This is a genomic window from Burkholderiales bacterium (genome assembly GCA_035543335.1).
In the GTDB taxonomy this organism is placed as follows: domain Bacteria; phylum Pseudomonadota; class Gammaproteobacteria; order Burkholderiales; family JAHFRG01; genus JAHFRG01.
The window spans coordinates 84,518-110,927 of sequence record DASZZH010000025.1 but is presented as its reverse complement, the minus strand read 5'-3'; the positions used below and the strand labels follow the sequence as shown (position 1 = coordinate 110,927).

Sequence of the window (26,410 nt, the reverse complement as noted above, 5' to 3'; positions counted from 1 at the left end):
ATCATGAAGTTTACCGATCTTTTCATAAAGCGCCCGGTGTTGGCCACTGTGGTTAGCCTGCTCATTTTGCTGCTGGGGATGCGCTCGCTGGACCTGATGAATGTCCGCCAGTACCCCTACACTACAAACGCAATTGTCACGGTGTCTACCGTTTATACCGGCGCCAGCCCGGACCTCGTGCAAGGATTCATCACCACCCCGCTTGAAACGCAAATCGCGAGCGCCGATGGCATAGATTATTTGGAATCAAGCAGTGTTCAAGGATTAAGCACGATTACCGCTCACATCAAGCTTAACTATGACCCGAATATTGCCCTGACACAGATTACCTCGAAAGTAAACAAGGTCCGCAACCAACTTCCCCCGGGCAGTCTGGATCCGACGATCGATGTATCGGTGGGAGACACTACGGCGGTCATGTATTTGAGTTTCTACAGCGACATCCTGCAATCCAATCAAATTACCGATTATCTCACCCGGGTGGTACAGCCCAAACTCTCCGCCGTGAGCGGGGTACAGCAGGCGCAAATTCTCGGAGCGAGAACGTTCGCCATGCGCATTTGGCTCAAGCCGGATGAAATGGCGGCGCGCGGCATTACGCCTTCAGATGTGAGAAACGCTCTTGCCGGCAATAATTATCTAGCCGCGGTCGGCAAAACCAAGGGCGAGATGATCTCCGTGAACCTTAACGCCCAAACCGATTTGCATTCGGTCGAAGAATTCAAGCGGTTGATCGTAAAGCAGGAGAATGGAACGATCATCCGCCTGCAAGACGTCGCGGTCGTGGATCTGGGTGCGGAGAGCTACGACACGAGTGTCAGCTTTAATGGCGAAAATGCCACTTTTATCGGGATCAATGTGCTGCCGACCGCCAACCCACTTACCGTGGTAAAAGAGATCCGGCGCATATTCCCCGACATTGAATCCCAATTTCCAGAAGGGCTCAAGGCCAGAATCCCGTACGACGCCACCAAGTACATTAACGATTCGATCAACGAAGTTGTGCGCACGTTGGTTGCGGCTTTGGCAATCGTAGTGCTGGTGATTTACCTTTTCCTGGGCTCGGTGCGTTCAGTGATCATCCCCGTGGCCGCCATGCCATTGTCGATGATCGGCGCCGCATTTCTCATGCTGATTATGGGATTTACGATTAATCTGTTGACGCTGCTTGCCATGGTGCTGGCCATTGGCCTGGTCGTGGACGATGCCATCATCGTTGTCGAAAATATCAACCGCCATATCGAGCATGGCGCGTCGCCGCTTAAGGCTTCACTCGATGGCGCCAGAGAACTGGGCGGGCCGGTAATCGCCATGACCATCACACTGGTCGCCGTTTACTCTCCAATCGCGTTTATTGGCGGCCTTACCGGCAGCCTTTTTACAGAATTTGCCCTGACGCTCGCAGGTTCGGTACTCATTTCGGGAGTTGTCGCACTCACACTATCACCGATGATGTGCTCGAAGCTGCTTAGGCCGCACAGCAACAAGCGTGGGTTTGTGCATTTCCTGGATGTCACGTTCGAGCGCTTGAAAAACGCCTACCGAGGAATACTGCACAATACCTTGAATTACCTGCCGGTCACCATGGTGTTTGCTGCCGTCGTGTTTTCTAGCTGCTATTTCCTGTTTGTGTCAACCAAGCGCGAACTGGCGCCGACCGAAGACCAGGGCATCATCATTGTCCAGGCCATTGCCGCTCCCAACGCCTCGCTCGACCAGACTGCCCGATATACAACGGGGCTTACCAAAATATATCAGGGTTTCCCCGAGGCAGCGAATATTTTTCTTTTGAATGGCTTGGGCGGAGGCGCTTCGGCATCAACCACTAATTCTGCGATTTCGGGCATGGTTCTCAAGCCCTGGAGCGAGAGAGAGCGCAGTCAGGCACAACTTCTGCCATTAGTTCAGCAAAAGATCAACGGGATTTCCGGCCTGCAATCGGTGGCTTTCACGCGCCCGCCCCTGCCGGGCGCAGGCGCAGGGCTGCCGATCCAGTTCGTGATCGGATCGACTGAGCCGCCATTGCAGATCAACGCAGTCAGCCAGGAATTGCTGCAACGGGCACGGCGCAGCGGACTGTTTGCCTACGCAGACGTCGACCTCAAATACGATAACCCGCAAATCGAAATCGAAATCGATCGCGACAAAGCGGCAAGCCTCGGCTTGGACATGCAACGGGTGGGGGCAGATTTAGCGTCGATGCTTGGCGGCAACTATGTCAATTTCTTCAGCATCCAGGGGCGCAGTTACAAGGTTATTCCTCAGGTGCGTCAACGTTACCGGCTCAACCCAAATCAGCTTGATCAATTTCACGTCAGGACGGCAAGCGGCGAACTGGTCGCGCTGTCCACCATCGTCAAGTTAAAAAACACAGTTCAACCCGAGCAACTGAAGCGCTTCCAACAGCTTAATTCAGCCACTTTGTCCGCCGTCCCCGCCCCCGGCGTGACAGTCGGACAGGCCTTGGACTATCTAAAGGCGCAAGCGCAGGAAATCTTTCCCAAAAGCTACAACGTGGATTATGCCGGACAATCGAGGCAATACATCCAGGAAGGAAGCGCGTTAATCGTCACCTTTTTCTTTGCCCTCATTATAATTTTCTTAGTCCTAGCCGCGCAATTCGAGAGCTTTCGCGACCCCGTGATCATTCTTGTCAGTGTGCCCATGTCGATATCAGGCGCCTTGATTTTCTTGAGCATAGGTGCCGCAACCATCAATATCTACACCGAGGTGGGACTGATCACGCTAATCGGGTTGATAAGCAAGCACGGAATATTAATCGTTCAGTTTGCCAACCAGCTCAAAGAAAAGGCGCATTTCAGCAAACGTCAAGCCATAGAAGAAGCTGCGAGCGTGCGCTTGAGACCGGTACTCATGACCACCGCCGCAATGGTGGTGGGCGTGATCCCGCTTATCACTGCGAGCGGCGCTGGCGCGATCAGCCGGTTTGACATCGGGCTGGTGATCGCAACCGGAATGTCGATCGGCACGCTATTCACGCTGTTCGTGGTCCCTGCGATGTATTTGGTCCTGGCTCGGGAACATCACACGGAGGAAAAAGCTCATAAGACTCCAGACTCGATTGGCGCTTTAGGCGCCTCTGATTGATTCACCGAGATCTAGTCTGGGAAGGCAGCGAAAACCCGCATTTCAAGCAAAAACGGCGGAGGGCTTGCTTTCCCGCTCCGAAGAATGCAAACGTAAAACAGGATTAACCGTAGACCGGCACTGGCCGCGTGATTTCCTCGTGCACCTTGGTCATGTCAACGGCCTGAACCTGGCCGATGATGCCTTCCAGCCCGGATGCCGGCAACGCTCCCGGCTGCGAGAACAGTATCACCTGCTCGCGCAGCATCATCAGCGTCGGGATCGAGCGGATCTGGAAATACGCCGCGAGCTCCTGTTCTTCGTCGGTATTGACCTTGCCGAACACGATGTCCGGATATTTCTCCGAAGCGGCGTTGAAAATCGACGCAAAGTTGATGCAGGGCGCACACCACGGCGCCCAGAAATCCACGATGACCATCGGATTGCCGGCAACGACTTGCTCGAAATTGTCCTTGGTGATTTCAACGGTGGCCATGCTGGCAACCCCTTTCCCTGAGTATTTTCAGCCCTTCTTGCCTATTTCGCTGAACGTCAGCGTCTCCTCAATCAGCGGCTGTTTGCCGCCCGCCTGCGGGTCCGGCGTCACGCAACGCACTTGAAATACCTGGCCCGGGACGTCATCGGAGAGAGTAAACACGTAATATTTGCCTACATGTTTGCCGAAACGCTCTTTCAGTTGATCGTTCTCATACGGCGTGATATTTATTTCCTTCCCGTTCACTTCCCTGCCACCGAAAGCGAATTTAACCGGGCGCACTTCCGCATTGTCGGCAAGGTTAATCCTGATACGTTTTCGGAAATAGATTACGCCTCCACCGGTCAGGCGTTTCATTTCGCGAACATCACGCTCGAGAAAATACAGTATTACCGGATTTCCACCATTTTTCGTTTCCTCTACTGGGGGGAAATCGATATGGTTCTTGCCGTTTAAGTAGTTGGTGGAAACCGATTTGGTACCGTTTGAGCGTATCTTATCGATAAAAATCTCGACGCTGTCGGTGAAGCCGTCCTCCATCGAGCCCGTCTTGACGAAACGGTAATGCAAAGCCGCCGGTTTAGTGACCTTCTTCAGATGATTGGTTTCGAACAGCAACACTTCAGCGTCCGAATGTTTGTCATCGGCGTGCAGCGCTTGAGCGGCGCACAACAGCAGCAGCGCGGTGGTCGTAGCAAAAAGTTTTTTCAGGTGCATAAGGAATCTCTGATTAAGCCCTACACATGCGTGACGATGTGCTTTCCGGTTTAACGCAAAGGCTGTGCCTTAGCCAATTCTTTTTCGAGTTCCTGGTCCAGCGCGGCGAGCGTCTTGCGCACTTCTGCGAGCTCGTTTTGCCTGTGCTCGTCCAGATACACGAGACCGAGATTGTACCAAGCTTCCGGGTAGTCGCGTTCCACGGCAATTGCCTGGCGATAAGCGGCAATCGCCCGATCATGCCGACGCATGTGATAGTGCGCCTTACCCAGCGCCAGCCACGAATCGGCGTTATTTTTTTCCGCCGTGGACCATTTTTCGGCGAGCTCCAACAAGTCACCCCAATTCTCGGCCGCTTCCAGCGCGGCGGCTTGCAGAAAATACGGCTGTCTCTCGTTGGACTCCTGCCAGAACGCGCGGCCGTCTTCCGGCAGCGGCGCCACATCCTCGGCCTGGTTCATGGCAAGACTATTGACAACCCAGCTCACCGGTAAAGAAAAATGATAAGTCTGGTCGAGCCGCGACAGGAAGGCGACGACGCCGATCAATCGGCCTTGCTCATCGAACAACCCGCCGCCGCTCGCGCCGGAGCGGAATGGCGTGGTGGTTTGAATGACTTTGCCGCCGTCGTAATCATAAAGCGCGCGCACCCATCCGGCGGAAAAGCGCGGTCCCAGCCCGCCGACATAGCCTATGGCGTAAACCTGCTGCCCAACCTTAAGCTTGCCGCTGCCCAGCTGCGCCACCGGCGCACTCGCCGAAGGCACATAGAGCAGGCACAGGTCGTGTGCGATATCGCCCTGCTGCTTTTGGGCGTCCCAGCGCAAACCGGATTTAACCACTTCGATACTGCTGGCGTTTCGCGTGACATGGCAGCTGGTCACGAGCTTTCCCGGCGCCACCATCACGGCCGAGCCAATGGAAGTGCTGCCGTCGGGATTGTGCGCCTCGATTTTCACCACAGATGCGGCAAGCCGGGCATAGAGCTCAAAATCAGGGGCCGCTTCGGAAACAGGCGAACACAGCATCAGTGCCAGCGGCAGCAGTGCGCCCAAATCCGCTTGACTAGAACCACTCACTTCGCTGATTTGACCAATGGCACGCCGTAGTCGGTGAGGATGTCATTGATCTTGTCCTGATTGCGTTCGATCAGCTGGTTGATCTGCTCTTTCCATTCCTTGTCGGGCTGGCGCATGCCCATGGAGATATCGTAGTCAAAAATGACTTCCTTGTGCTTTTCGTTTTCCGACTGCATGGAGACGGTGACGAGCTCGGGATGTTTCTTGGCGAAATAACCCGCGATCGGCCCCCAGATGAAAAGCACGTCGATATTCCCCGGCAGCAAATCATCGATAATCACCTTGCCGGTGTAATCCTCGATGGCGCCGGACTGCGGACGATAGGGCACGAGCTGGTCCATCAGATTGTACTTGAGCATCCAATCCGCGGCCGGGCTGCCGCCAAACACACCGAGCTTGAGCGAGCTCAGATTGGTTACCTTGAGCAGGTCACTGGGCACCTGCACGCCGTCGAGTCCCCTGCCTTTTACGTACACCATCACCCAAGTGGAGCGGTAATACGGCCGGGTCGTCGCCGTTTGGGGGTAGTTGAACGGCACACCCATTATGATGTCGCATTTGTAGCGCCCGCTCTCCTGCTTTGATCGCAGTGTGTTGCGAAGAAACCCCATGCGCTGCGGGTACCAGGTGTATTCCACCGGCCAACCGAGTTCTTTGGCAAACAGTTCCGCAATCTTGTTTTCAAATCCTTCACGGTTGCTGTTGGAAAACGGCAGATTGTTGGGATCGGCACAAACGCGGAATACCTTGTCCTCTTCCGCAGCGGCAGAAGCCGGCAGGCTGATGATTGACGTCCAACCCGCCAGCATGAGCGACAGGCACAAGCGCAAGAACGGGAGACGAGTCATGCTTTTCCTTTTGTCAATCGCGGTCCGGCTTCACTGGGAAGCCGGTACGCCGCAGAGCCGCTTACTGGTCCAATAGCTGCAGGTGCCCGGGCTTGATGGCCCCGTCAGAGCGCCCCTTGAGGTAGGCGTAAAGATTGTCGATGTTGTCGACCACGGTTTTCGCTTCCTTGAACGGCGCCATTACCGTTCCCGGCCGGCCTTCCAATACGGCCTTTTTGAATTCGTCCTTGCTCAAATTTTTCAAGCCGTCAATCAGCGAAGGGCCGACCAGACCTTCCTGCTTCGCGCCGTGGCAACGTTCGCAAGCCATCGCCCGCCAGGTTTTCCATCCGGCAAGAGTATTGGCATCCACCTTGTTGCCGTCCACCACTTTGTACAGGTCATCCGCAACTGCAAAACTACTGGCCAGCAACAGACCGGCAAAAAGGAAAATTTGAGATTTCAACGGTAGTACCTTTTTAGTTTCAGAAGCCACAAAAAAAACTGGCATCTTAACCTTAGTCAAGATGCCAGTTATTCAGTTCAACTAATTTGCCAAACGGTTTCTTTCCCTATCAGGGCAAAGAGAACACAGTCAGCACGCCACCCAGTTCGGTGTACTTGTTGAGTTCTTTGTAACCACCCACGGCGCCAAGGCCGTCAGTGTCTTTCTCCAAGCCGGCTGCCAGACCGATGCCAGCCCAGCCGCCAATCCCCGAGAGAATACCGATGTACTGCTTGCCATTATATTCCCAGGTATTGACGTTGCCGATGATGCCGGACGGGGTCTTGAACTTGAACAGTTCCTTGTTGATGTTTTTGGCATCCACACACTTCAGATAGCCTTCAAGCGTACCGTAGCAGGCAATGCCGCCAGCGGTAGTCAGAACGCCGCTCCACACCGAGAATTTCTCCGGCTTGGACTGGACGATCTTTCCCTTGCCGGCATCCCAGGCGATGAAGTTGCCCATGCCGCCGTGGCTGCCCGGCGCGGGGAACATCGACAGAGTCGCGCCCACGTACGGTTGGCCGGCGGTGTATTCAACCTTGAACGGCTCGTAGTTCATGCACACATGGTTGGTGGGCACATAGAACAGGCCGGTTTGCGGGCTGAAGGACGCAGGTTGCTCGTCTTTGGTTCCCAGCGCCGCGGGGCAGATGCCTTTGGTGTCGACATCAGGACCGTTTTGCGCGGTCGAGTACTTGGAAACGACTTGCGGACGGCCGGTCTTCATGTCAACGTGGGTTGCCCAGTTGACTTTCGGATCATACTTCTCGGCCACCAGCAGGGCGCCGGTGACGCGATCCAGCGTATAGCCAAAACCATTGCGGTCGAAATGCACTACTGCTTTGGTTTGCTTGCCATGCACTGGAATGTCGGCCAGGATCATCTCATTCACGCCGTCGAAATCCCACTCGTCATACGGCGTCATTTGATACACCCACTTGGCCACGCCGGTATCCACGTCACGGGCCCAAATGGTCATCGACCATTTGTTGTCGCCGGGACGTTGCGCCGGGTTCCAGGTGCTGGGGTTGCCGGAACCGTAGTACATCAGGTTCAGGCTTGAGTCATAACCGTACCACCCCCAGGTTGTGCCGCCGCCGATTTTCCACTGATCGCCTTTCCAGGTCTTCAGGGAGGAATCTGCACCCACCGGCGCCATCTTACCGTTGGTCCAAGTCATGGTCTTGTTGCCGTCCATCAGCATTTGATCATCTGGTCCTACGCTGTAAGCCTTCCACACCTGCCTGCCACTGTTGATGTCATACGCGGCAACAAAACCTTGCACGCCGAACTCACCACCAGAAATGCCGGTTAGGACCTTGTCCTTGAAGATGAACGGCGCGTTGGTGTTGGTCTCGCCTTTTTTGGGATTGCCATTCTTAATTGACCAGACAACTTTGCCGCTCTTCGCATCCAGGGCCACCAGGGTGGTGTCAGCCTGTTGCAGGAAGATCTTGCCTTCGGCATAGGCCAGACCGCGGTTCACCGTGTCGCAGCACATTACGGGAATCACGCTCGGGTCCTGCACCGGGGTATACTTCCAATTGATGGTTTGGTCGGCTAGGTTGATCGAAAATACCTTGTTGGGAAACGCGGAGTGGATCCACATCGTGTCGCCAATCACCAAGGGGCCGCCTTCATGACCGCGCAAAACACCGGTCGAGAAAGCCCAGGCCACTTTCATGCTTTTCACATTGTCCTTGTTGATTTGCTTCAGATCGCTGTAACGCCACTGCCAGTAGTTGCCGTTGGCGTGCGCCCAGTTTTTTGCATCTTTCTGGAGCGACGCCGAGTCAGCATTTGCCAGCGCCAGGCCCGGTACCGCCAGAGCCAGTGCTGCCAATACCAACGGCAGACGTTTTACTTGCGGTTTAATCGTCATAACAACTTCCTCCTTAAGCTAGAATACATATGAAGCACAGTATTATTGACTACGACCCCTAAAAAGGACGAACTTTTATTGACTTGCCGGTTTATAGGGAAGAGGTAACGCGTTACATTACCTGCCGTCACTATAGCACATTACATGCCCGAAGCAAGAGCCGTTTCCCCGCTTGTACTCAACTACAGTTATCACTTTAAATACAGCATGTTATATAAAAACGCGAGGGTCGCCGTGGTGTGTCAGAAATGAACGTGAAATACCGGTGAATTAACACCTTGTGTCAGAAATGAAAGCATCGGATAACCAGCATCTCTCCGCCATAACAGCAAGTTGACGCTGCAAACGCAGTTTATAAAAGAGGTGTAATCATGGAAAGAAAACCCGAGCAGGTTTACTCCGAGCAGGAAATCAAGGAGCGGCTGGCCAAGGAATTGCCGCACTGGTATTACGAAGACGGCTGGATTCGCCGCAAATACCGCACCGGAAGCTGGAAAGGCACGCTCATGGTCGTGAACACGGTGGGGCATCTGGCCGAAGCGGCATGGCATCATCCCGATCTTGCGGTGTCCTACGCTTTCGTCATCGTGAAGCTCGTCAACCACGCGGCGAAGGGCGTCACCGACAAGGACTTCACGCTGGCGAAAAAAATAGAAGAAGTGATTCAATGGCAGCCGGGCAAGGAAGACGGCCCGCTCGAAGGAACACCGAACGAAGATCAACGGTTCAAATACATCAAATACGACGAATAAGTTGGATTGCGTACATCGAAACAAGACAAACCAGAGCAAGTAACGCCGGAATCCACGCAAGATCTGTTGCGACCGTTTGCTTTCTGGCGAGCGCGGGATCGTTCAACGCCGCGCTCAAATCCTGCGGTTTTGCAGCCGCCGATATCAATCCCGTTTCCTCTGCCAGCAGCTTGAGATAGAGCTCCGCAGCGAAGACGGCAATGTTGATGAGGCGGATGGCTTGTTCCTGGCCAATCACGGCGCGTGCCACTTCACGTTCCAGCTCCAGCCGCGGGTGCGCCAGTCTTCCAGCAAGGCATCATTGAGAGCTTCATGCCGGGAGATAAACCTTTGGCGTATTATAGGGTCATCCCTTCAAATCCGTAAATTGAGGAATAAATCACATGCGTACGCTTTGTGCAGCCGTTTTGCTTGCCGCTCTGGGAAATGCCGTCGCCGCCGACCTCACGCGCGACGAGGTGCGGGCGCTGCTTGAGCGCTCGACCGCCGAAAAACCCGCCGATCTCTCCGGAAAGGACCTGTCCAACCTCGACTTGAGCGGGCTCGATTTCAAAAAAGCCAATCTCGCCAAAGCCAATTTGTTCGGCACAAAATTGGTAAGCGTCAATCTATCCGGCGCGAACTTGTCGGGAGCGAATCTCGATGCCGCCTGGCTGATGCGCGCCAATTTCGCAAAAGCGAATCTGACCAACGCCAGCCTGTTCGGTCCGGTAATTTATCCGAGCCTTGACATTAATCTCGCCGAGCGCCCGGATTTCCGCGGGGTCAATTTTGCCGGCGCACGCATCATCGCGCGCTTCAACCAGCTCAACTTGAGCGGAGCGAACTTTGCCGGGGCGCACATGGGAGTGGACTTGAAAAACCAGCCGATGGGCCAGATGCGCAATGATTTCTCCAGCGCCGATCTCGCCGGCGCGGATTTTTCAGGCGCCGATGTCAACCGCGCGCTGTTCGCGTTTGCCAATCTCTCCGGCGCGAATTTCAAGGGAGCGAACCTGTTTCGCGCCAATCTGTCCGGCGCGGATCTCACCGGGGCGGATTTGACCGGTGCGGATCTCACTGAAACCAATCTCGACGGTACGATACTCAAAAACGCCAAGGGCCTGGATCAAGTGAAGGGCTGGGACCAGGCGGTGAACCGAGACAAGGCGCTAATGAACTAAGAGGCTCTAATGCAGCTTCACCGGCGGCTCGGTACGGCGCGTCATCAGCCGTGCCAGCGTGTCGAAAAACACCTTGACGAAGCCGTGCAGCGCGTAAAGATGCATTTTGTAGAGCGAGAGATACATCAGCCGCGCGAAATAGCCTTCCAGAAAGAGGCTGCCGCCGGTGATCCAGCCCATCAAATTGCCGACGGTGCTGTATTCGCCCAGCGATATCAGCGAACCGAAATCGCGGTAATGGTAGGCGGGCAAGCTGCGTCCGCACAATCGAGACTTGATGGCTTTCACCAGAAACGAGGCTTGTTGGTGCGCGGCCTGCGCGCGCGGCGGCACGCTGGTGTTTTTTCCCGGCCATGGGCACGAGGCGCAATCGCCGAAGGCAAAAATATTTTCGTCGCGCGTGGTTTGCAGCGTGGGCCGCACCATCAATTGATTCATGGGATTGGTTTCCAGCCCGTCGAGCTCGCGCAGGAAATCCGGCGCCTTGATGCCTGCCGCCCAGACGATGAGTTCCGCCGGAATCATTCTGCCGCTTTGCGTTTGCACGCTGTTGGCCGTGACCTGGGTCACCCGCTCGTCGGTGTAAATCTGCACGCCGAGCCGCTTGAGCTGCTTTTCCACGGCGCCCGTCAAGCGCTCAGGCAAGGCCGGTAGAATTCGCTCCGCGGCTTCGATGATGTTGAGCTTGACATCTTTTTCCGGATTGATCTGGTCGAGCCCGTAGATGATGAGCTGCCGCGTGGTGTTGTGCAATTGCGCGGCGAGTTCCACGCCGGTGGCGCCGCCGCCAACGATGGCGACGTGCAGTTGCTCGGGGCGCAAGGGCTCGGCTTGCGCGTTGGCGCGGGTGCAGGCGTTGATGAGCCGCTGGCGGAAGCGCTCCGCTTCTTCCGCCGTGTCGAGTGCAATCGCATGCTCGGCCACGCCCGACGTGCCGTAGTCGTTGGTGGTGCTGCCCACGCAAATGACCAGCGTGTCGTAGCCAATCACGCCCCGCGGAATCAGCTCATTGCCTTGTTCATCGAAAGCCGGCGCAACGTAAACCTGGCGCGCGGCGCGGTCCAGCCCGTCCATGCTGCCAAGACGAAAGCGGAAATGATGCCAGTGCGCCTGCGCCAGATACTCGAGCGAGTGGGTGTCTAAGTCCATGCTGCCCGCCGCGACTTCGTGCAGCAGCGGTTTCCACAAATGCGTGCGCGTTTTGTCGATGAGCGTGATCTGCGCCAGGCGCTTCTTGCCCAGCGTGTCCCCCAGCCGCGTAGCCAGCTCCAGCCCGCCCGCGCCGCCGCCGACAATCACGATTTGGTGCAAGAAGGGAAAATTATTCGCGCTCATGCAAAATGTTTTTCCGCAAGTTGCTGTCTGTGTAATAGTATCAGAAATGATGCCCGTTCCTTCGCTTGCCGGCATGCGCACTTTCCGGTTCGACGTTAAACACCTGATTGCCGTCTGCTCGCTGCTTGCGGTTAACGCGGTGTTCGCCGCTGATACGCCAGCCCTAAGCATGGCCGAAATTGCGCCGGGTGTTTACGTGCACAGCGGCGCGCAGGAGGAAAGCTCGCCGCAAAACCTCGGCGACATCGCCAACATTGGCTTTATCGTGGGAAGCCGATGCGTGGCGGTGATCGACACCGGCGGCAGCATCGTGGTGGGCCGGCGCCTGCGCCAAGCGATTAAAAACACAACCCGTGTGCCGGTTTGCTATGTGATTAACACCCACGTGCATCCCGATCATATTTTCGGCAATGCCGCTTTCAAGCCGGACTCTCCGACTTTTGTCGGCCACGAGAAATTGCCGCAGGCCATGGCGGCGCGCGAGAGCAATTATTTGAATGCGCTGAAACGCGACGTGGGCACGATGACGGCGGGCACTGAAATCATCCTGCCCACGCTTACGGTCAAGGATGTGCTCGACCTTGATCTTGGCGGCCGCACGCTCAAGCTCAAGTCCTGGCGCACTTCCCATACCGACAATGACCTCACCGTGTTCGACGACGAGACACAAACGCTGTGGCTTGCGGACCTGCTGTTTCTCGGCCATCTCCCGGCGGTGGACGGCAGCCTGAAAGGCTGGCTGGAGACACTCAAGGAATTGCGCCAGATGCAGCCGCGCCACGTCGTGCCCGGCCACGGCACGGTGGATGCCGCGTGGCCGCAGGCATTGCAGCCCGAATCCGATTATCTCAACCTTTTGCTGCTCGAGGTGCGCGAGGCGATCAAGCAAAGGCGCACCTTGCAGCAGGCGGTGGACACGGTGGGCTTGTCGGCACGCGGTCAGTGGTTGTTGTTTGACGCTTTCCACCGGCGCAATGTCACCGCGGCTTACGCCGAACTGGAGTGGGAAGACTGAGGTCTTAACCTGAGGACCGGGCAAGGTCTATAATGGCTCTAATGCGGCTTGAGGAGCACAACATGAAATTTGCTCTTTCTTATATGGGGTGGCCGCGGTTGGCGCTGGCGGTTACCGCGGCGTGCTTTGCGACACTGGTACTCGCCGCCGACCCCGATCCGGATCCGGCGCAGTCGCAAATCTGGCAGAAGGTTAAAAATTCGCTGTTTGAAAACCGGCCGTTCGAAAGCAACGCCGAATCGGTCATCGCGCTTGAGACGCCGGTGCGCGCGGAAGACGCCGCCACCGTGCCGATTTCCATCAAGTTGCAAATTGCGCAAGGCGCGGACAAATTCGTGCAGCGCATTTACCTCATCATTGATAAAAACCCCTCGCCGATTGCCGCGGTGTTTAATTTCACGCCCGACAGCGGCCGCGCCGACATTGATACACGGGTGCGCATCGAGGAATACTCCCACGTGCGCGCCATCGCGGAAACCAGCGATGGCAAACTCTACATGACGACGCGCTACATCAGGGCGTCCGGCGGTTGCTCGGCGCCGGCTGGCAAGGATCAGGAGGCGGCGCTGGCAAGATTGGGCAAGATGAAATTCCGCCTGGACAATGACATCGCGCTCAACCAGCCGAATCTCGTGCAGCTCATGATCAGCCACCCAAACAATTCAGGGCTGCAGCTGGATCAATTGACGCGCTTGTACATCCCGCCGCGTTACGTGAAAAAAATCGACGTGACCTACAACGACAAGCTGGTGCTGTCCGCCGAAGTGAACTTCTCAATCAGCGAAAATCCCAATTTCCGCTTCTACTTCACGCCGCACGGTACCGGCGAACTCAAGGCGCAAGTCATCGACTCAAATGAACTGCAATTCAACAGCCACATCGATGTCAAACCCGGCGTGACTGCCTCAGGCAGTTAAGCTTACTTGCTCCCGCCCTGCTTTTTCTCCACCATGTCGCGCACCATATAGCTGATGCCACGCGACCACGATTGGTCGGTGTTGCCGCGGATATCCACTGATTTATTCAGGACCTTCTGTCCGGTAGCGACGTTCTTAATTTCGATGTTGAGGTTGAGAATGAGGTTGCTGACTTTCTGCACCCAGGCGGTAAGCACGAAATCGGCGCCGAGTTTTTTGCCGATGTCGAGCTCGCAGCCGTTGCAAGAGTGGAGCTCCTGGCTGGCTTTGAGCTGCGCGACGAAATCCGCTGCGGGGGTGTTGTCGAGTACGCGATAAAGTCCCGCCTGGTTAAACTCTTTGCGCAGCTGTTCGCTGACGAGCGCCAGCCGTTTTTGCTGGGCGGCAAGCGTTTCGGGATTTTTATCCAGGGTGTCGTCAATCAGCTCGAAATCCAGCACGGCAAGGCTGGCAAGCTGCTGGGTCGCGACGCAGGGCGCGCTGAATGCACAAAGCAATGCGGCGGCGAGCCACCGCGTCACTGAATCAGGCATTCTTTTTCGGCCTGGGCTTTCATAGTGTTGTAGCGCTTGGCCATTTCCTTGATCTCGGGAGGATCGCGGAAGACGCCGCCGGCCTCACCCGTGGTGCTCTGGCCGCGTGAGGCGGTGGACAGCTCGACATAGTCATCGTATTTCAGTTGCTTGGTGAAGGTGTCCATGACGCACGAGCACTTGTAAAGGTACTCGAACTTGCCGGGGTGCTTCTGCATGCACTGGAGCACGAACATCGCCACCTCGCTCGCGGGATATTCATGGGCCCACGTCGAGCCCGACAACAGCATCAGGCCTAACACCAGGTATTTCCGCATCTGCAAACTCCTTGACTAAAACAACAAAAAACTTTTGCAAAATCGCAAGTTGCGTGTCATATTTATACTTCCAGCGTTAAGCACTATAATACACATACTCGCTGCGTTTAAGCTAAAAACCCCACCGCATCGCGGGGTTGAAGCGCCTTGGGGAGCGGCGTAAATCCTTAAACTAAAGGCGGAAGCCGGCATGTCGGACCTCGTAACCACCCACGCCAAATTCATCCACTCCGTGCTCAAGGGCGCAGTGAAGATTGACGACGAGCGCATCACCCGCTCGTGGCGGCGCTGCATTGACGATTACCGCCTTGATCCCGCCAGCACCCAGAATCCCGTGGTCGTGGATAGAGCCGAACTGATTGAACGCCAGCAACGCATGGCTGACGTGCTCTCCATCGCCAAAATCGAAATGGCCAACCTCTATCAGCAGCTCGCCGGTTCCGGTTACGCCATCATGCTTACCGATGTTGACGGCGTGCTTTTGAACTACTTCGGCGATCCGGAGTTCACTCACACCGCATCGAAAACCGGGCTGATGCTGGGCGCGGTTTGGAGCGAGCAATACCAGGGCACCAACGGCATGGGCACCTGCCTGCTCGAGAAAAAGCCGCTGATTGTGCACCACCGCGAGCATTTTCTCGCGCGCAACATCGGGTTGACCTGCTCCGCCGCGCCGATTTTCGACCACTCGGGAAAACTCCTTGCGGTGCTCGATGCCTCCGGCGAGTCGCGCCTCGCGCAGCAGCATACTCTGGTGCTGGTCAACATGTCGGCGCAGATGATAGAAAACCGGGCGTTCCTGTCGAGTTTCTTGCGCGACTATATCGTGCGTTTCCACAGCCGTCCCGAATTCGTCGGCACCCTGGGCGAAGGCGCAATTGCCTTCTCCGGCGAAGGCCGCGTACTGGCGGCGAACCACAGCGCATTGTTCCAGCTGGGCTACCAGGCGCCGCGCGATGCAGTGGGCAAGGATATCGGCGAACTATTCAACACCTCCTTGCATTCGCTGGTCGAACTCTCGGCGCGCAACTCGTTCCACCCGATGCCAATTTTCGAAGCGCGGCACGGCAGCCGCTTCTTCGCGGTGACACAGCAGCCGGAAGGCGCAAAATCCCTTGCGCCATTGGTCGCCACCGCCGTGCGCGGGCCGCGCAAGTCCGCGCGCTCCAACGCCACCACCGTGCCGCTTCTGGATGAACTGGCTTTCGGCGACCCGCTGCTGGAAAAAAATATCAGCGCCGCCAAGCGTATCCTCAGCCGCGACGTCGCGGTGCTGCTCTACGGTGAAACCGGCACCGGCAAGGAAATGTTCGCCAAGGCGCTGCACTATTCAAGCAACCGCGCCGATAAGCCTTTTGTCGCCATCAATTGCGCGTCCATCCCGGAGACGCTGATTGAATCGGAACTGTTCGGCTACAAGGCGGGCGCGTTCACCGGCGCGAGCCGCGAGGGCCAGCGCGGCAAGATTTTCCAGGCCAACGGCGGCACGCTGTTCCTCGATGAAATCGGCGACATGCCGATACAACTGCAGGCGCGCTTGCTGCGCGTGCTGGAAGAACGCGAAATCCTGCCTTTGGGCGGCGAAGTGCCGGTTAAAGTAGATATCCGCCTCATTTCCGCCACCCACAGCAATCTTGCCGACAAAATCGTCAAGGGTGAATTCCGCCAGGATCTTTATTACCGCCTGCACGGCCTGTGCCTGACACTGCCGCCGCTCAGGGAGCGCGCCGACAAGTGCGAGCTCATCAAACACATCCTCGCCGCCGAAAATCCCGACGACCAGAATGTGGAAATCGACGATGCGGCGCTGGGCCAACTGGAACACTACCTGTGGCCGGGCAATATCCGCCAGCTGCGAAACGTGTTGCGCACCGTGCTGGCGCTGCGCGAAGGCGACGTAATCACCGTAAAGGACCTGCCGCAGGAAATCGTCGGCGGCCGCGCGCACGCGCGTGAAGGCGGCGCCGCGGCGGCGGCGCTCAACCCGCTCGAATCCGCGGAACGCGGCGCCCTCGTCCGCGAACTGGAAAACTATCACTGGAACATCACCAGCGTGGCACGACAGCTCAAAATCAGCCGCAACACCCTGTACCGCAAGATGCAGCGGCTGAACATCAAGGATCCCAACAAGGATTCAGTCCACTAAGTGCATGACCACAAGCCCCGCCTCGCCTGGGCGCTGACCGGCTCAGGCCATTACCTCAAGGAATCGCTGGACATCGCGCTGCAACTGCCGCATGTGGACCTGTATTTGTCCAAGGCGTCCGCCGAAGTCGTGCACATGTACGCCCACAGTCTGAAAGAGCTGCGCGCCCGTTTTCGCGTGTTCCGCGACACCACCGCCAGCGCCGCCCCGGTCGGGTTGTTCTATTACGGCCACTATCACACCGTGGTGATTGCGCCCGCCACCTCGAACACCGTGGCCAAATGCGTGTGGGGCATTTCCGACACCCTGGTCACCAATATCTTCGCGCAGGCCGGCAAATGCCGCATTCCCAGCATCGTCTTCGCCTGCGACACCGAGCCGATGGTCACCACCGAAGCGCCGAAGGAATGGGTGACGCTGTACCCGCGCAAAATCGATCTCGACAACATGGAAAAGCTGAAAAGCTTTGAAAACGTCACCGTGGTCTCGCGCGTCGAGGAATTGCGCGACGCGGTGAATGCGCGCATGCAAAAACTTGGACTTGAGACCTGAGGCCGCGCCCGCTGGAGTCTGGAGTATAGTATGGAACCTCTGATTAAGTCCCACGCGGTTGCGACGGCGGCTTTCCGGGATGGGATGCGCGAAGCGAGGCGCAGCCAATGGCCAGACCCCCTTGGCAAGCCGAGCGACAAAGCAGACCGCTCGGAAAGCCCCGTCCCGCTGGGTTGCGGTAAAATGCGGTGTCTGCGTCGTGCTCGCCGGAGCGTGGAGCCTCGGCACGTGCGACCGCGAAGGCGAGCGCTGGCACGCCTTCACTGCACAGCTTCGCAGGTGCGGACGCTGCGCGGGCCCTCCTCGGTGTCGTAGTCCGGGCTACGACCTTCGTCGCGCCTCTCGCATCCATCCGCATTTTGCCAGCAACGCAATCCGCGGAGGACTTAATCAGAGATTCCCTCGTATGCCCGAACATATTCTTTTTCTTACCGGCAAGCTTGCCGAAAAAAGCCTGCACAAGGTGCTGGCGGAAATGCATCCGAGCGAGTTCGGTTACGACGTGCTCAATATCGGCATCAGCGTCGCCGGATTGATGACCGCAGACCTGATTCTGCGGCGCCTGCCCAACCCCGGCAACTCGACCCGCATCATGGTGCCGGGCCGCTGCCGCGGCGATCTCGACGCGCTTTCAAAACGCTACGGCGTGCCGGTTGCGCGCGGGCCGGAAGAACTCAAAGACCTCCCACAGTTTTTCGGAAAAAAAGGCAGGGAACAGGACTTGAGCCGCTACGACGTGAAAATCTTCGCCGAAATCGTTGACGCGCCGCAGGCAAGCATCGAGCAAATCCTCAAGCGCGCGGAACGCTACCGCAAGGACGGCGCCGATGTCATCGATCTCGGCTGCCTGCCGGAAACGCCGTTTCCCCACCTTGAAGAAGCGGTCGCCGCGCTGAAAAAAGCGGGTTTTGCGGTAAGCGTCGATTCGGTCGAGCCGGAGGAATTATTGCGCGGCGGCAAAGCCGGCGCGGATTATCTGCTGAGCCTCAAGGAAGACACGCTGTGGGTCGCCGATGAAGTCGCTTCCATTCCGGTGCTGATTCCGGCACAGCCCGGAGATTTGGCTTCATTGGAACGCGCGATGGAAGGCATGATGAAACGCAAGCGCCGCTTCATCACCGATTCGGTCCTCGACCCGATTCATTTCGGTTTCACCGATTCGCTGGTGCGCTATCACGAATTGCGGCGCCGCCACCCCGAGATTGAAATCATGATGGGCGTGGGCAACCTCACCGAGCTCACCGACGCCGACACCACCGGCATCAACGCGCTGCTGATGGGCGTTATTTCCGAATTGCGGATCACCCACATCCTCACCACCGAAGTGAGCCCGCACGCCCGGCGCGCGGTGCGCGAAGCCGATGCAGCGCGGCGCATGCTGTATGCCGCGCGCGAAGCCGGGAGTCTGCCGCGCGATTTTTCTTCCGCGCTGCTCACCTTGCACTCGCGCAAGCCGTTTCCCGACACGCCGCAGGAAATCGCCGAATTGTCCCGCGCCATCAAGGACCCGAGCTACCGCATTCAGATCAGCGAACAGGGTATACACATCTACAACCGCGACGGGATGCAGGTGGCCGCCGACCCCTTCGCGCTGTTTCCTCTGCTCGACTTGCAAAACGACCCGGCGCACGCGTTTTATCTGGGCGTGGAACTGGCGCGCGCGCAAATCGCCTGGCAGCTCGGCAAGCGTTACAATCAGGACGAGGAACTGGACTGGGGTTGCGCGGTGGAGCGTAAACCCGAAGATTTGAATCAGCAGAAAGCAGCAGGCACGACTCTTGAAGCGAAAAGACAAAAAGCAAAAGTTAAATAACCACAGAGTACACAGAGGGCACGTAGACAAAATAAGCTTGCGAGTTCTTGCTCTATGATCTCTGTGACCTCTGTGGCTAAAGATTTTTAGGAATTTTTATGATCCACGAGACTATCGTCACCACCCAGGCGCAAGACCGCCGCATCCACATCGCGCCGATGGGAATCCGCGAGGAAAGCGGCCTCATTGTGCTCACGCCCTTCCGCCCTTCCACCACTTTGGACAATGTGCTCGCCAACGGCCATGCCGTGCTCAACTCCTGCGACGACGTGCGCATCTTTGCTGGATGCCTGACCAACCGCCGCGATTGGCCGACTGTTTCTGCGGACAAGGTGCCGGGCGTCAGGCTCGCGGCGGCGCTGGCTCACTGGGAATTGAAGCTGGAAAAAATAGAAGAGGACGAACTGCGCCCCCGGCTTTTATGCCGGGTGATGCACCAAGTCTCCCACTCGCCGTTTCGCGGCTTTAACCGCGCCCAGGCGGCAGTGCTGGAAGCGGCGATCCTGGTTTCGCGCTTGCATCTGCTGCCCTGGGAAAAAATCGAAGCCGAGGTGAAATACCTCGCCATCGCCATCAGCAAGACCGCGGGGCCCCGCGAACAAGAGGCCTGGGGCTGGCTCATGGAAAAAATCAAAGCGCACCGCGCGACACTCAGGCACAGCAGCATCGCATGACCCGACTCCTGGTGAGCGTGAAATCGCTGGATGAAGCGCGCATCGCCCTGGAGTGCGGCGCCGACATCATTGACTTCAAAGATCCGGCCAACGGCGCGCTGGGCGCGCTGCCTTCCGACACCGTTCGGGAAGCGGTGCAATGGGTCAACCGCCGCTGCCCGGTGAGCGCCACCCTCGGCGACCTGCCGATGGAACCCGCGACGCTGGTGCAAGCGGTTAAGAAAGCGGCGGCGGGCGTGGATTTTGTGAAGGTCGGGTTTTTCCCGCACGGCGATTCCCGCGCCTGCATCCATGCGCTGGCGCGCCATGCGCGGCGGGTTGGCCTCGTCGCGGTGCTGTTCGCGGATTGCAATCCGGATTTCTCCCTCGTCGAAGATTTGGCGCAAGCGGGCTTTGCCGGCGTCATGCTCGACACTGCGGACAAAACACAAGGCGGGTTGCGCCGGCATTGGGACGACGCCGGCCTGCGCCATTTCGTGAAAAGAGCGCAGCGCTTGAGCTTAATCACCGGCCTTGCCGGATCGCTGCAGCTCGAAGACGTTCCCGATCTGATCAAGCTTGGCCCCGACTACCTGGGGTTCCGCGGCGCCTTGTGCGCGGGAACAGAAAGAAGCCGCGGTTTGCAGGCATCCCGGGTCTCCGTCTTGCGCCATGCAATTCCCCGCTTGTCAGCCGACAGCAGTATGGCGGCCATTAGATGAACGGAACGCATTCCCATGCATCCTTTGCTGGTTCCCGTGCTGCTGCTCTCCCTGTCGCTTGCGGCTTGCACGGAAGTGATACGGCCCGACTTCAAACGCCTGTACCAGATGAGCGAAAGGAATACCGAGCAGCCGCCGGTGATCGTGGTGCCCGGCCTGTTCGGCTCCAAGCTGCGCGACCGCGCCACGGGAAAAGAAGTCTGGCCGGGCTCGACGCTCGACATCGTATTCGGCAAATACGAAGACCTGGGCTTGGAAATCCACCCGGATACCCTGCTTCCCAAGCCTTCATCGCTGGAAGCCTACGCCATCACCGAGGGTGCACTGGGGCGCGATTTCTATGGGGAAATCATCAAGACCTTGAGCCGGTATGGAGGTTATACGCGGGGCGAGCCCGGAGTTCCGGTTAAGACCAAAGGGCCCCGTTACTATCTTTTTCCCCACGACTGGCGCCAGGACAACGTGCAGACCGCGCGCCAGCTGGATCGGCTCATCGAGCAGATCAGGCGCGACTACAACGATCCGCAGCTGAAGGTGGACATCATCGCTCACAGCATGGGCGGGCTGGTGGTGCGCTACTACTTGCGCTACGGCACCATGGACGTGCTCGACGGCAACGATTTTCCTGCCAATCATCACGGCGCGCAGCGGGTGCGCAGATTCATCATGCTGGGCACTCCCAACCTGGGCTCCGTGAGTTCGCTGCATTCCTTTCTGAAAGGACACCAGGTAGGCCTGGGCAGCATTCCCACCGAAGTGCTCGCCACCATGCCCAGCGTCTACCAGCTCTTTCCCCATCCGATCACGGACTGGCTCATCACCGCCAAAGGCCAGCCCCTGGACCGGGATCTGTTCGATCGGGAAATCTGGCAGCGTTTCGAATGGTCGGTGTTCGACCCCAAAGTCACCCGGCGGATAAAAGACCGACTCGCCGATCCGCAGCAAGGCGAAAAATACGTGACGACGCTGCAGCATTATTTCGAGAAGAACCTGGAGCGGGCGAGAAGATTCGTCTGGTCTTTGTCAATACGAGTTGATGAAGTACCGATCCGCTACGTGGTGTTCGGCGGCGATTGCGAGCTCACTCCGGCGCGCCTGCTGGTGGAAGAGGTCAACGGCGAATCCGTAATCCGGTTATTTCCCAGCGAGATCAGCAAGCCTCTCCCCGGCGTGCCTTACGAGAGTCTGATGCTGGAGCCGGGGGACGGCCGGGTCACCAAGCCTTCGTTGCTGGGACGCGATGCCCTCAACCCCGCGGTGCCGCGGCATGATTACTCGTTTTTTCCGCTGGCGTTTTCCTTTTCTTTGTGCGAGACCCATGAACGGCTCACCGGCAACACTAACTTCCAGGACAATTTGCTGAACGTGCTGCTTACCCACAGCCGCGACACTCAATTTCAGTAAGCCCACGAACGCGATGCAGCTGTCCTGGCACACACGTAGCTAATTCTGCTACAGACTCTAAGCTTTCAGATTCTCGATTTTGACTCCGTGACCTGCGCGCAGGCTCCTGCGCGCCTTCTCGACACGTTCAAGAAAACGAGGGTCGTTCTCCAGTCGGTAGTCGAACCAATCATCCTCCGACTGAAAGCCAATTAGAACCCCTGCGGGTTTTCCGTGACGGGTAATCAGGATTTCCTGTTTCTCCGCTTCTCGAAGATAACGGGACAAATCATCCTTGATTTCCGATAACGCTATTTCCTTCCTCCGGGATTTCCGAATCTCGCCAGCCATAATGCGGCCTCCGATTTAGGTACGATCGCCAAAACCTCTACGGTCGTCGTTGTGACATCGTAAAAGACGCGTACTTCATCCACCCTTAGGCGATACTGAGGGCGTGACAAGCCACGCAACCGTTTAATTCGACTTTGACTCGTCTTCGTCGGTTCGTGGCGAAGATGTGTTTCGAGAGCCTCCCGGACGGCTGCGCGGGGGTTGGCTTTCAATGCTCGAAAATCCTCAACCGCCTCAGGGGCCAAAATGATCTCGAAACGCATTCTGGCTAGATTATAGCCAGAATAGCCGAAGTGTCAATGAAAAAATGCCCCCGACCCCATTCCTTTACCGGCTTTCCAAATATTTGCGCCAAGGCACCCAGTAGTATTTCTCCCAGCCTTGGGTTACCCCATCGTAGTCATGGTCGGGCACATCCAGGTGAATCAGGTCAATTCGCCCTTTATCTCCTTCCGGCGAGAAGTACAGTATCAAAGTGGAATCCGGATTCTCCGACTTAAATTCGGTGGACCGCCACGACTGCACAATCAGCCTCGGCCTTACCACTTTAAGAATCGTGCCGGTCAAAGCGCAGTCGAAAGCCTGGAACTTGGCACCTGGTTCGTCTCCAATAACGACTCGCGCACCCGTAATGGCTGCGTGTGCGGAGGGATCTAAATACATTTCAAAAAGTGCTTCAGCCGAAGCCGGTAATACCACGGTTTGACGAATGACAGTTCTCATTGTCGAATTCCTTTTGGATTCGGTGCCTAACGTGCGCGGTGACCCGCGCGAGTGAGCGCGAAGCGGCGCTTTCGCGCGTCGGGTGGAAGCGCAGGTTAGAGTGCTCAGCTCTTGTTGATGGCATCCTTGACATAATGAAAAAAGGTCCAGATTCTCTGCTGCCCTCTGCATGGACTACTTGTACGGTGGTCAATGGAGTCCAAAAACTCACCGGGAGAAGGTGCGGACTTAAAGCCGAAGACTTTGCCAAGATTCGTCTTGTAAGAAGATTTCGCTGCGTCGCTTTTGTGCACAATCAGGTTCCTGACCGAGGCTAGCGAATCCAAATGATCTTTGTGGACTTTTGTCAGGGGCGCAAACGGATTGTGAGCACTTGAGAGCAACTTGTTAGCTTTGTCGTTAAGGTCGTCAATGGATCGAAAGTTGAAGTACTTTGAACCACCACGCACGACATATTCGGCGAGACCCGCAGGCACCTTTTTTACTCCCTTTACTGAATTCTGCGCGAGAAAGTGCGCCGGTGAGTGATTTAGCGCCACTACCAGACGACCTTCCGCATACCTTTCCCAGATAGCATGTAGCTCCACTGCCGTCATATATGTGAACCAGCGCAGATCGTCGACCGAAGGCGCTGGTTGCCCTGCGACTAAAGCCTTAAAACGATTACGAAGCTCAGTGACATCCTTGAGCGATGACGTACGGAACTTCGTCAGGTCAGTTTTCTTCGGCATAGCGCTCTAACGATTGAGCTAACCAGAGAGCAAAAGCAGAGCGAAGCGCCACTTTTGCACGTCCGGGTTGAGCGATTTATTAGCAGCCTTATAGTGGATTGTCTTCTCTACGCCCATTACGTGCTACCCATGTTAAATATTCTACGCCGAGATTCGTAATATGAATTTGGTCGCCATGACGAATGATAAGTAAACGACCATACATAAATTCGAGATATTGGTTGTGAGACCAATCACCAAGCGCGTTTGAATATAGCGTCTTAACGTGATCAATATGACCGTTAACAAAGGACAAAGGCCTGCCTTGCCCGGCAACCTCGTTTAGCTTTTTAAGCAAAAAAATCTGACTGCCGAATATAAGGCTGTGTATTTGCTCAAAAGACAAAAGTAGTTGCGTACCGACCAAATGCCTAATGAGAACTTTAACGCTGTCCCCCTCAGTACTGAGACCTTTTGCTTTTAGCTCGTTCTTAATACGACCCTCAATGTCCGTAATTACGATTGAGTTTCCTACAACATCAAGAAGTTGCTGCACAGCCTCTGGATCAGATTTCTCTCGCTGCGCTTCCGGAGCCGGACCAGCAGTTAATCCTTTTTTATCAATTTTCGTGATTCGGCGAATAAGATCAGAAAGCGGTTGACGGAATAGGGCTATGAACACCAACGCAAATATGAAAGCGAGGTGTTGCCAAGTAATTACATTGATGAACTCTTCCATACCGTCCTTTGGCTGCTAACGGATCAAGGTAACCGGCGACCACCAAGGCGCGAAGCGCCGCCGGTGGGCGTCCGTGTTGACCGCGTGGTTAGGGCGCATTGGGGCGACGCCTGATAGGCAGGATAAGCACAACTGACGCCACCCCGAATGCGATGCTCAGCGCTACCACACTGCCAAACAGCGGCAACACCTCGCCCGGCAAATGCAGCAGGCTCTCTGGAAACGGCGATGCAATGAAAACTGAGGCAATGTACGCGCAGGTGCCCGCAATCGCCACAGCACTCACGAGCGCACTCCACCGGACACGAGGGTCCCGCTTCCAAAGCGCATAACCTTGATACAACACCGCGGCTGCGAAGACGACCATCAATCCGGAGCCAAGTTGAACGCCGTGAGCAACGATGAGACTGATATCCCAGGCCAGATAGGCAAACCCGAATACTAGGAAAATTGCGGCTGCAGTTCGCACGTCAATGCGCCCTAACTAGAAATGGACACACGAAAAGGTGCAATTAATTACCCCAAAAGTGGGGTCTAATCCAGATTGGCAAGTGTACGCTGATTTCATGAAAAATCCTCCAGGTAAATCGGTGTACCCAGCAATTCTATCAACGGCCGATTACCGGCAATTTCCGTTTGGACGCCGTCAACAAATGTCAGGTGGAGCTTTGCACCAACTTTACGTTTAAATGGCAGAGGAATGAGTTCGTGTCTAATACCCCCAACTTCCAAAAATCCTTCGGATATCGTATTGGGCAGCGGGGGCAACGGCGCCGATGCGGTCGCCTCCCACAGAACTAACCTCGCTTCCTGACTCCAGCCCGTGCCGGGGTCTCTGCCTGGTGTCCCCTTTGACTTGTGAACGTAGGCGTGTGAAAAATAGATCATCGCAAGGCCATCCAACAGCTCTATGCGGCTCACGCGGGAATCGTGCAACTCCAATGCTCTTCGCAATTTCGCGTACTCGCCTCGTCTGACACCTAACGTTTGAGTTGAGGGGCTGGACGCCGGAGGCGGCCAGTCCCAGTGAGCGAAGCGAACGACTCGAACGATGCGTTAGGCAAAAAGTGCGATGGCACCTGCAATGCTTCCACCGACAAAACACCCAAATGATGCATATGGAATCGCATAGTCCATGAAGCTGGCTTCGGCTCGCTTTTTATCTTCTTCAATCAAGTAGTCCCACGAAACCTTGTCACTATAAAAATGCTCAACTCCAAGCTTGTATTCCTTGAGCAAGCGCGACATATGATGAAATGTTTTTGCTGTTGAGACGCCAGCGAGGAAAACGCCGAACACGAAAAGAAAGAGAGCGATTTTTGTGCTGACCAAATTCAGCGCCTTATCGTATGCGCCCAAAAAGCTTAACGTCGCAATAGCACCACCAGAATTTGTAAGAAACAGATACTTTAAAGCTCTTTCGCCCCATTCTTTTTCAAGCTCATAAAGCTGTCTCCATCTTCGGTCGATATGCCCGATAAGTCGGTCTCTGACAGGCGGTTCCAATTTTGAAAAGTTTTCCATAGCCAATTCACTGCCTAACGTTCGCGTTGGGCGGCGCGCGGCCGCATGGCCGTGCGTCCGCTCTCGAACGAGCGGTTAGAGCGCGACATCTGCTAGCGTCACTGCTTTGCCTGTTCGCAGCTGAAAACAAGGTCGACTGTACCACCTTCGAAGTGACCATAGTTTTCGGTGGATTTAATAACACGTAGAGCTCTGCGCTGTGCATCACAGTGGCGAGTCGCTTCTTCCAGTGCCATACGCTTCGCGCCTGCTCGGCCGCCTAGCTCCCAGGTTGCTCGAGTAGAAACTTGGTAAGTATTGTCATCTACGCGGAACACGCCAGAAGAGTTGGCGCAGGCTGTTAGGAACAACAGGGAAAACACGCCAGGAAGGATCATGCGCATAACGTATCTCCCTTGTTTGAGGTCGCCGACACTACGGATCGACATGCGGGTGTCCCAGGGGCCGCATAGTGCCATGCGCGCTC

29 protein-coding genes are annotated in these 26,410 nt (G+C 56.4%); 11 read left to right on the top strand and 18 right to left on the bottom strand.

What is annotated here, in order from left to right:
* Nucleotides 1-3: 3 nt before the first annotated feature.
* The gene (locus tag VHE58_05695; GenBank protein ID HVS26776.1) at nucleotides 4-3,108 is read left to right on the top strand and encodes an efflux RND transporter permease subunit; all 3,105 of its coding nucleotides are present in this window, start codon (nucleotides 4-6) and stop codon (nucleotides 3,106-3,108) included.
* 103 nt (nucleotides 3,109-3,211) lie between these two features.
* Here the strand turns inward: VHE58_05695 and VHE58_05690 are convergent, their stop codons facing one another.
* The 6 genes from VHE58_05690 to VHE58_05665 form a co-directional block, all read right to left on the bottom strand.
* The gene (locus tag VHE58_05690; protein HVS26775.1) at nucleotides 3,212-3,583 is read right to left on the bottom strand and encodes a thioredoxin family protein; all 372 of its coding nucleotides are present in this window, start codon (nucleotides 3,581-3,583) and stop codon (nucleotides 3,212-3,214) included.
* 27 nt (nucleotides 3,584-3,610) lie between these two features.
* Complete coding sequence (locus VHE58_05685) at nucleotides 3,611-4,300, bottom strand: hypothetical protein (GenBank protein HVS26774.1); 690 nt, start codon at nucleotides 4,298-4,300, stop codon at nucleotides 3,611-3,613.
* A gap of 50 nt (nucleotides 4,301-4,350) precedes the next feature.
* Nucleotides 4,351-5,379 (bottom strand): trypsin-like peptidase domain-containing protein, encoded by a 1,029-nt coding sequence (locus tag VHE58_05680; GenBank protein ID HVS26773.1) that lies wholly within the window; start codon nucleotides 5,377-5,379, stop codon nucleotides 4,351-4,353.
* The gene (locus VHE58_05675) at nucleotides 5,376-6,227 is read right to left on the bottom strand and encodes a substrate-binding domain-containing protein (GenBank protein HVS26772.1); all 852 of its coding nucleotides are present in this window, start codon (nucleotides 6,225-6,227) and stop codon (nucleotides 5,376-5,378) included. The genes VHE58_05680 and VHE58_05675 overlap by 4 nt, the downstream gene beginning before the upstream one ends.
* 61 nt (nucleotides 6,228-6,288) lie before the next feature.
* Entirely contained in the window at nucleotides 6,289-6,672 is a 384-nt protein-coding gene (locus VHE58_05670; protein ID HVS26771.1) for a cytochrome c, read from the bottom strand.
* 109 nt (nucleotides 6,673-6,781) lie between these two features.
* Nucleotides 6,782-8,596: a methanol/ethanol family PQQ-dependent dehydrogenase gene (locus VHE58_05665; protein HVS26770.1), complete on the bottom strand. Its 1,815-nt coding sequence runs from the start codon at nucleotides 8,594-8,596 to the stop codon at nucleotides 6,782-6,784.
* 371 nt (nucleotides 8,597-8,967) lie between these two features.
* Here VHE58_05665 and VHE58_05660 point away from each other — a divergent pair, with 371 nt between their 5' ends.
* Nucleotides 8,968-9,348: a 4a-hydroxytetrahydrobiopterin dehydratase gene (locus VHE58_05660; GenBank protein ID HVS26769.1), complete on the top strand. Its 381-nt coding sequence runs from the start codon at nucleotides 8,968-8,970 to the stop codon at nucleotides 9,346-9,348.
* Here VHE58_05660 and VHE58_05655 read toward each other — a convergent pair.
* Entirely contained in the window at nucleotides 9,332-9,598 is a 267-nt protein-coding gene (locus VHE58_05655; protein ID HVS26768.1) for a hypothetical protein, read from the bottom strand. The two genes, VHE58_05660 and VHE58_05655, sit on opposite strands and share 17 nt — an antisense overlap.
* 133 nt (nucleotides 9,599-9,731) lie before the next feature.
* On the opposite strand from VHE58_05655, the gene VHE58_05650 reads away from it, so the two are divergent.
* Nucleotides 9,732-10,511: a pentapeptide repeat-containing protein gene (locus tag VHE58_05650; protein ID HVS26767.1), complete on the top strand. Its 780-nt coding sequence runs from the start codon at nucleotides 9,732-9,734 to the stop codon at nucleotides 10,509-10,511.
* A 6-nt stretch (nucleotides 10,512-10,517) separates the two neighbouring features.
* Here VHE58_05650 and VHE58_05645 read toward each other — a convergent pair whose 3' ends face one another.
* Nucleotides 10,518-11,822, bottom strand: a complete 1,305-nt coding sequence (locus VHE58_05645) for an NAD(P)/FAD-dependent oxidoreductase (GenBank protein ID HVS26766.1) — start codon at nucleotides 11,820-11,822, stop codon at nucleotides 10,518-10,520.
* A 70-nt stretch (nucleotides 11,823-11,892) separates the two neighbouring features.
* On the opposite strand from VHE58_05645, the gene VHE58_05640 reads away from it, so the two are divergent.
* Both VHE58_05640 and VHE58_05635 read left to right on the top strand, forming a co-directional pair.
* A complete protein-coding gene (locus tag VHE58_05640) occupies nucleotides 11,893-12,861 on the top strand; it encodes a quinoprotein relay system zinc metallohydrolase 2 (GenBank protein HVS26765.1) in 969 nt (322 codons plus the stop codon).
* 62 nt (nucleotides 12,862-12,923) lie between these two features.
* Nucleotides 12,924-13,778, top strand: a complete 855-nt coding sequence (locus VHE58_05635) for a quinoprotein dehydrogenase-associated SoxYZ-like carrier (GenBank protein ID HVS26764.1) — start codon at nucleotides 12,924-12,926, stop codon at nucleotides 13,776-13,778.
* Nucleotides 13,779-13,780: 2 nt separating this feature from the next.
* Here VHE58_05635 and VHE58_05630 read toward each other — a convergent pair whose 3' ends face one another.
* Both VHE58_05630 and VHE58_05625 read right to left on the bottom strand, forming a co-directional pair.
* Complete coding sequence (locus VHE58_05630; protein HVS26763.1) at nucleotides 13,781-14,311, bottom strand: DUF3280 domain-containing protein; 531 nt, start codon at nucleotides 14,309-14,311, stop codon at nucleotides 13,781-13,783.
* Nucleotides 14,296-14,628: a hypothetical protein gene (locus VHE58_05625; GenBank protein HVS26762.1), complete on the bottom strand. Its 333-nt coding sequence runs from the start codon at nucleotides 14,626-14,628 to the stop codon at nucleotides 14,296-14,298. The genes VHE58_05630 and VHE58_05625 overlap by 16 nt, the downstream gene beginning before the upstream one ends.
* A 190-nt stretch (nucleotides 14,629-14,818) precedes the next feature.
* On the opposite strand from VHE58_05625, the gene VHE58_05620 reads away from it, so the two are divergent.
* The 6 genes from VHE58_05620 (at nucleotide 14,819) to VHE58_05595 (ending at nucleotide 21,918) form a co-directional block, all read left to right on the top strand.
* A complete protein-coding gene (locus VHE58_05620) occupies nucleotides 14,819-16,774 on the top strand; it encodes a sigma-54-dependent Fis family transcriptional regulator (GenBank protein HVS26761.1) in 1,956 nt (651 codons plus the stop codon).
* Nucleotides 16,775-17,326, top strand: a complete 552-nt coding sequence (locus VHE58_05615; protein HVS26760.1) for a flavoprotein — start codon at nucleotides 16,775-16,777, stop codon at nucleotides 17,324-17,326.
* 406 nt (nucleotides 17,327-17,732) lie between these two features.
* Nucleotides 17,733-19,139: a DUF6513 domain-containing protein gene (locus VHE58_05610; protein ID HVS26759.1), complete on the top strand. Its 1,407-nt coding sequence runs from the start codon at nucleotides 17,733-17,735 to the stop codon at nucleotides 19,137-19,139.
* Between the two features lie 98 nt (nucleotides 19,140-19,237).
* Entirely contained in the window at nucleotides 19,238-19,813 is a 576-nt protein-coding gene (locus VHE58_05605) for a DUF447 domain-containing protein (GenBank protein HVS26758.1), read from the top strand.
* A complete protein-coding gene (locus tag VHE58_05600) occupies nucleotides 19,810-20,514 on the top strand; it encodes a (5-formylfuran-3-yl)methyl phosphate synthase (protein ID HVS26757.1) in 705 nt (234 codons plus the stop codon). Before VHE58_05605 ends, VHE58_05600 begins: the two co-directional genes overlap by 4 nt.
* A gap of 15 nt (nucleotides 20,515-20,529) precedes the next feature.
* On the top strand, nucleotides 20,530-21,918 hold the full coding sequence (locus tag VHE58_05595; protein HVS26756.1) for a hypothetical protein: 1,389 nt from the start codon (nucleotides 20,530-20,532) through the stop codon (nucleotides 21,916-21,918).
* Between the two features lie 57 nt (nucleotides 21,919-21,975).
* On the opposite strand, the gene VHE58_05590 is transcribed toward VHE58_05595, so the two are convergent.
* From VHE58_05590 to VHE58_05555, 8 genes are all read right to left on the bottom strand, one after another.
* Complete coding sequence (locus VHE58_05590) at nucleotides 21,976-22,248, bottom strand: type II toxin-antitoxin system Phd/YefM family antitoxin (GenBank protein HVS26755.1); 273 nt, start codon at nucleotides 22,246-22,248, stop codon at nucleotides 21,976-21,978.
* A gap of 327 nt (nucleotides 22,249-22,575) precedes the next feature.
* On the bottom strand, nucleotides 22,576-22,971 hold the full coding sequence (locus VHE58_05585; protein HVS26754.1) for an SRPBCC domain-containing protein: 396 nt from the start codon (nucleotides 22,969-22,971) through the stop codon (nucleotides 22,576-22,578).
* Nucleotides 22,972-23,075: 104 nt separating this feature from the next.
* Nucleotides 23,076-23,702, bottom strand: coding sequence for a hypothetical protein (locus VHE58_05580; protein ID HVS26753.1), 627 nt, complete (start codon nucleotides 23,700-23,702; stop codon nucleotides 23,076-23,078).
* Nucleotides 23,703-23,790: 88 nt separating this feature from the next.
* Nucleotides 23,791-24,420 (bottom strand): hypothetical protein, encoded by a 630-nt coding sequence (locus VHE58_05575; protein ID HVS26752.1) that lies wholly within the window; start codon nucleotides 24,418-24,420, stop codon nucleotides 23,791-23,793.
* An 88-nt stretch (nucleotides 24,421-24,508) separates the two neighbouring features.
* Nucleotides 24,509-24,889: a hypothetical protein gene (locus VHE58_05570; protein HVS26751.1), complete on the bottom strand. Its 381-nt coding sequence runs from the start codon at nucleotides 24,887-24,889 to the stop codon at nucleotides 24,509-24,511.
* A gap of 95 nt (nucleotides 24,890-24,984) precedes the next feature.
* Complete coding sequence (locus tag VHE58_05565) at nucleotides 24,985-25,341, bottom strand: hypothetical protein (GenBank protein ID HVS26750.1); 357 nt, start codon at nucleotides 25,339-25,341, stop codon at nucleotides 24,985-24,987.
* A gap of 135 nt (nucleotides 25,342-25,476) precedes the next feature.
* Nucleotides 25,477-25,950, bottom strand: coding sequence for a hypothetical protein (locus VHE58_05560; GenBank protein ID HVS26749.1), 474 nt, complete (start codon nucleotides 25,948-25,950; stop codon nucleotides 25,477-25,479).
* Between the two features lie 92 nt (nucleotides 25,951-26,042).
* Nucleotides 26,043-26,327 carry a hypothetical protein gene (locus tag VHE58_05555; GenBank protein HVS26748.1) on the bottom strand — a complete coding sequence of 95 codons (285 nt, stop codon included), beginning with the start codon at nucleotides 26,325-26,327 and terminating at the stop codon, nucleotides 26,043-26,045.
* Nucleotides 26,328-26,410: the final 83 nt, after the last annotated feature.

Excerpts from the sequence above, each read along its gene's own strand:
- VHE58_05695 (HVS26776.1), top strand. The coding sequence starts at position 4 with ATGAAGTTTACCGATCTTTTCATAAAGCGCCCGGTGTTGGCCACTGTG.
- VHE58_05690 (HVS26775.1), bottom strand. The coding sequence starts at position 3,583 with ATGGCCACCGTTGAAATCACCAAGGACAATTTCGAGCAAGTCGTTGCC.
- VHE58_05685 (HVS26774.1), bottom strand. The coding sequence starts at position 4,300 with ATGCACCTGAAAAAACTTTTTGCTACGACCACCGCGCTGCTGCTGTTG.
- VHE58_05675 (HVS26772.1), bottom strand. The coding sequence starts at position 6,227 with ATGACTCGTCTCCCGTTCTTGCGCTTGTGCCTGTCGCTCATGCTGGCG.
- VHE58_05665 (HVS26770.1), bottom strand. The coding sequence starts at position 8,596 with ATGACGATTAAACCGCAAGTAAAACGTCTGCCGTTGGTATTGGCAGCA.
- VHE58_05660 (HVS26769.1), top strand. The coding sequence starts at position 8,968 with ATGGAAAGAAAACCCGAGCAGGTTTACTCCGAGCAGGAAATCAAGGAG.
- VHE58_05650 (HVS26767.1), top strand. The coding sequence starts at position 9,732 with ATGCGTACGCTTTGTGCAGCCGTTTTGCTTGCCGCTCTGGGAAATGCC.
- VHE58_05640 (HVS26765.1), top strand. The coding sequence starts at position 11,893 with ATGATGCCCGTTCCTTCGCTTGCCGGCATGCGCACTTTCCGGTTCGAC.
- VHE58_05635 (HVS26764.1), top strand. The coding sequence starts at position 12,924 with ATGAAATTTGCTCTTTCTTATATGGGGTGGCCGCGGTTGGCGCTGGCG.
- VHE58_05630 (HVS26763.1), bottom strand. The coding sequence starts at position 14,311 with ATGCCTGATTCAGTGACGCGGTGGCTCGCCGCCGCATTGCTTTGTGCA.
- VHE58_05625 (HVS26762.1), bottom strand. The coding sequence starts at position 14,628 with ATGCGGAAATACCTGGTGTTAGGCCTGATGCTGTTGTCGGGCTCGACG.
- VHE58_05620 (HVS26761.1), top strand. The coding sequence starts at position 14,819 with ATGTCGGACCTCGTAACCACCCACGCCAAATTCATCCACTCCGTGCTC.
- VHE58_05610 (HVS26759.1), top strand. The coding sequence starts at position 17,733 with ATGCCCGAACATATTCTTTTTCTTACCGGCAAGCTTGCCGAAAAAAGC.
- VHE58_05605 (HVS26758.1), top strand. The coding sequence starts at position 19,238 with ATGATCCACGAGACTATCGTCACCACCCAGGCGCAAGACCGCCGCATC.
- VHE58_05600 (HVS26757.1), top strand. The coding sequence starts at position 19,810 with ATGACCCGACTCCTGGTGAGCGTGAAATCGCTGGATGAAGCGCGCATC.
- VHE58_05595 (HVS26756.1), top strand. The coding sequence starts at position 20,530 with ATGCATCCTTTGCTGGTTCCCGTGCTGCTGCTCTCCCTGTCGCTTGCG.
- VHE58_05590 (HVS26755.1), bottom strand. The coding sequence starts at position 22,248 with ATGGCTGGCGAGATTCGGAAATCCCGGAGGAAGGAAATAGCGTTATCG.
- VHE58_05585 (HVS26754.1), bottom strand. The coding sequence starts at position 22,971 with ATGAGAACTGTCATTCGTCAAACCGTGGTATTACCGGCTTCGGCTGAA.
- VHE58_05580 (HVS26753.1), bottom strand. The coding sequence starts at position 23,702 with ATGCCGAAGAAAACTGACCTGACGAAGTTCCGTACGTCATCGCTCAAG.
- VHE58_05575 (HVS26752.1), bottom strand. The coding sequence starts at position 24,420 with ATGGAAGAGTTCATCAATGTAATTACTTGGCAACACCTCGCTTTCATA.
- VHE58_05555 (HVS26748.1), bottom strand. The coding sequence starts at position 26,327 with ATGCGCATGATCCTTCCTGGCGTGTTTTCCCTGTTGTTCCTAACAGCC.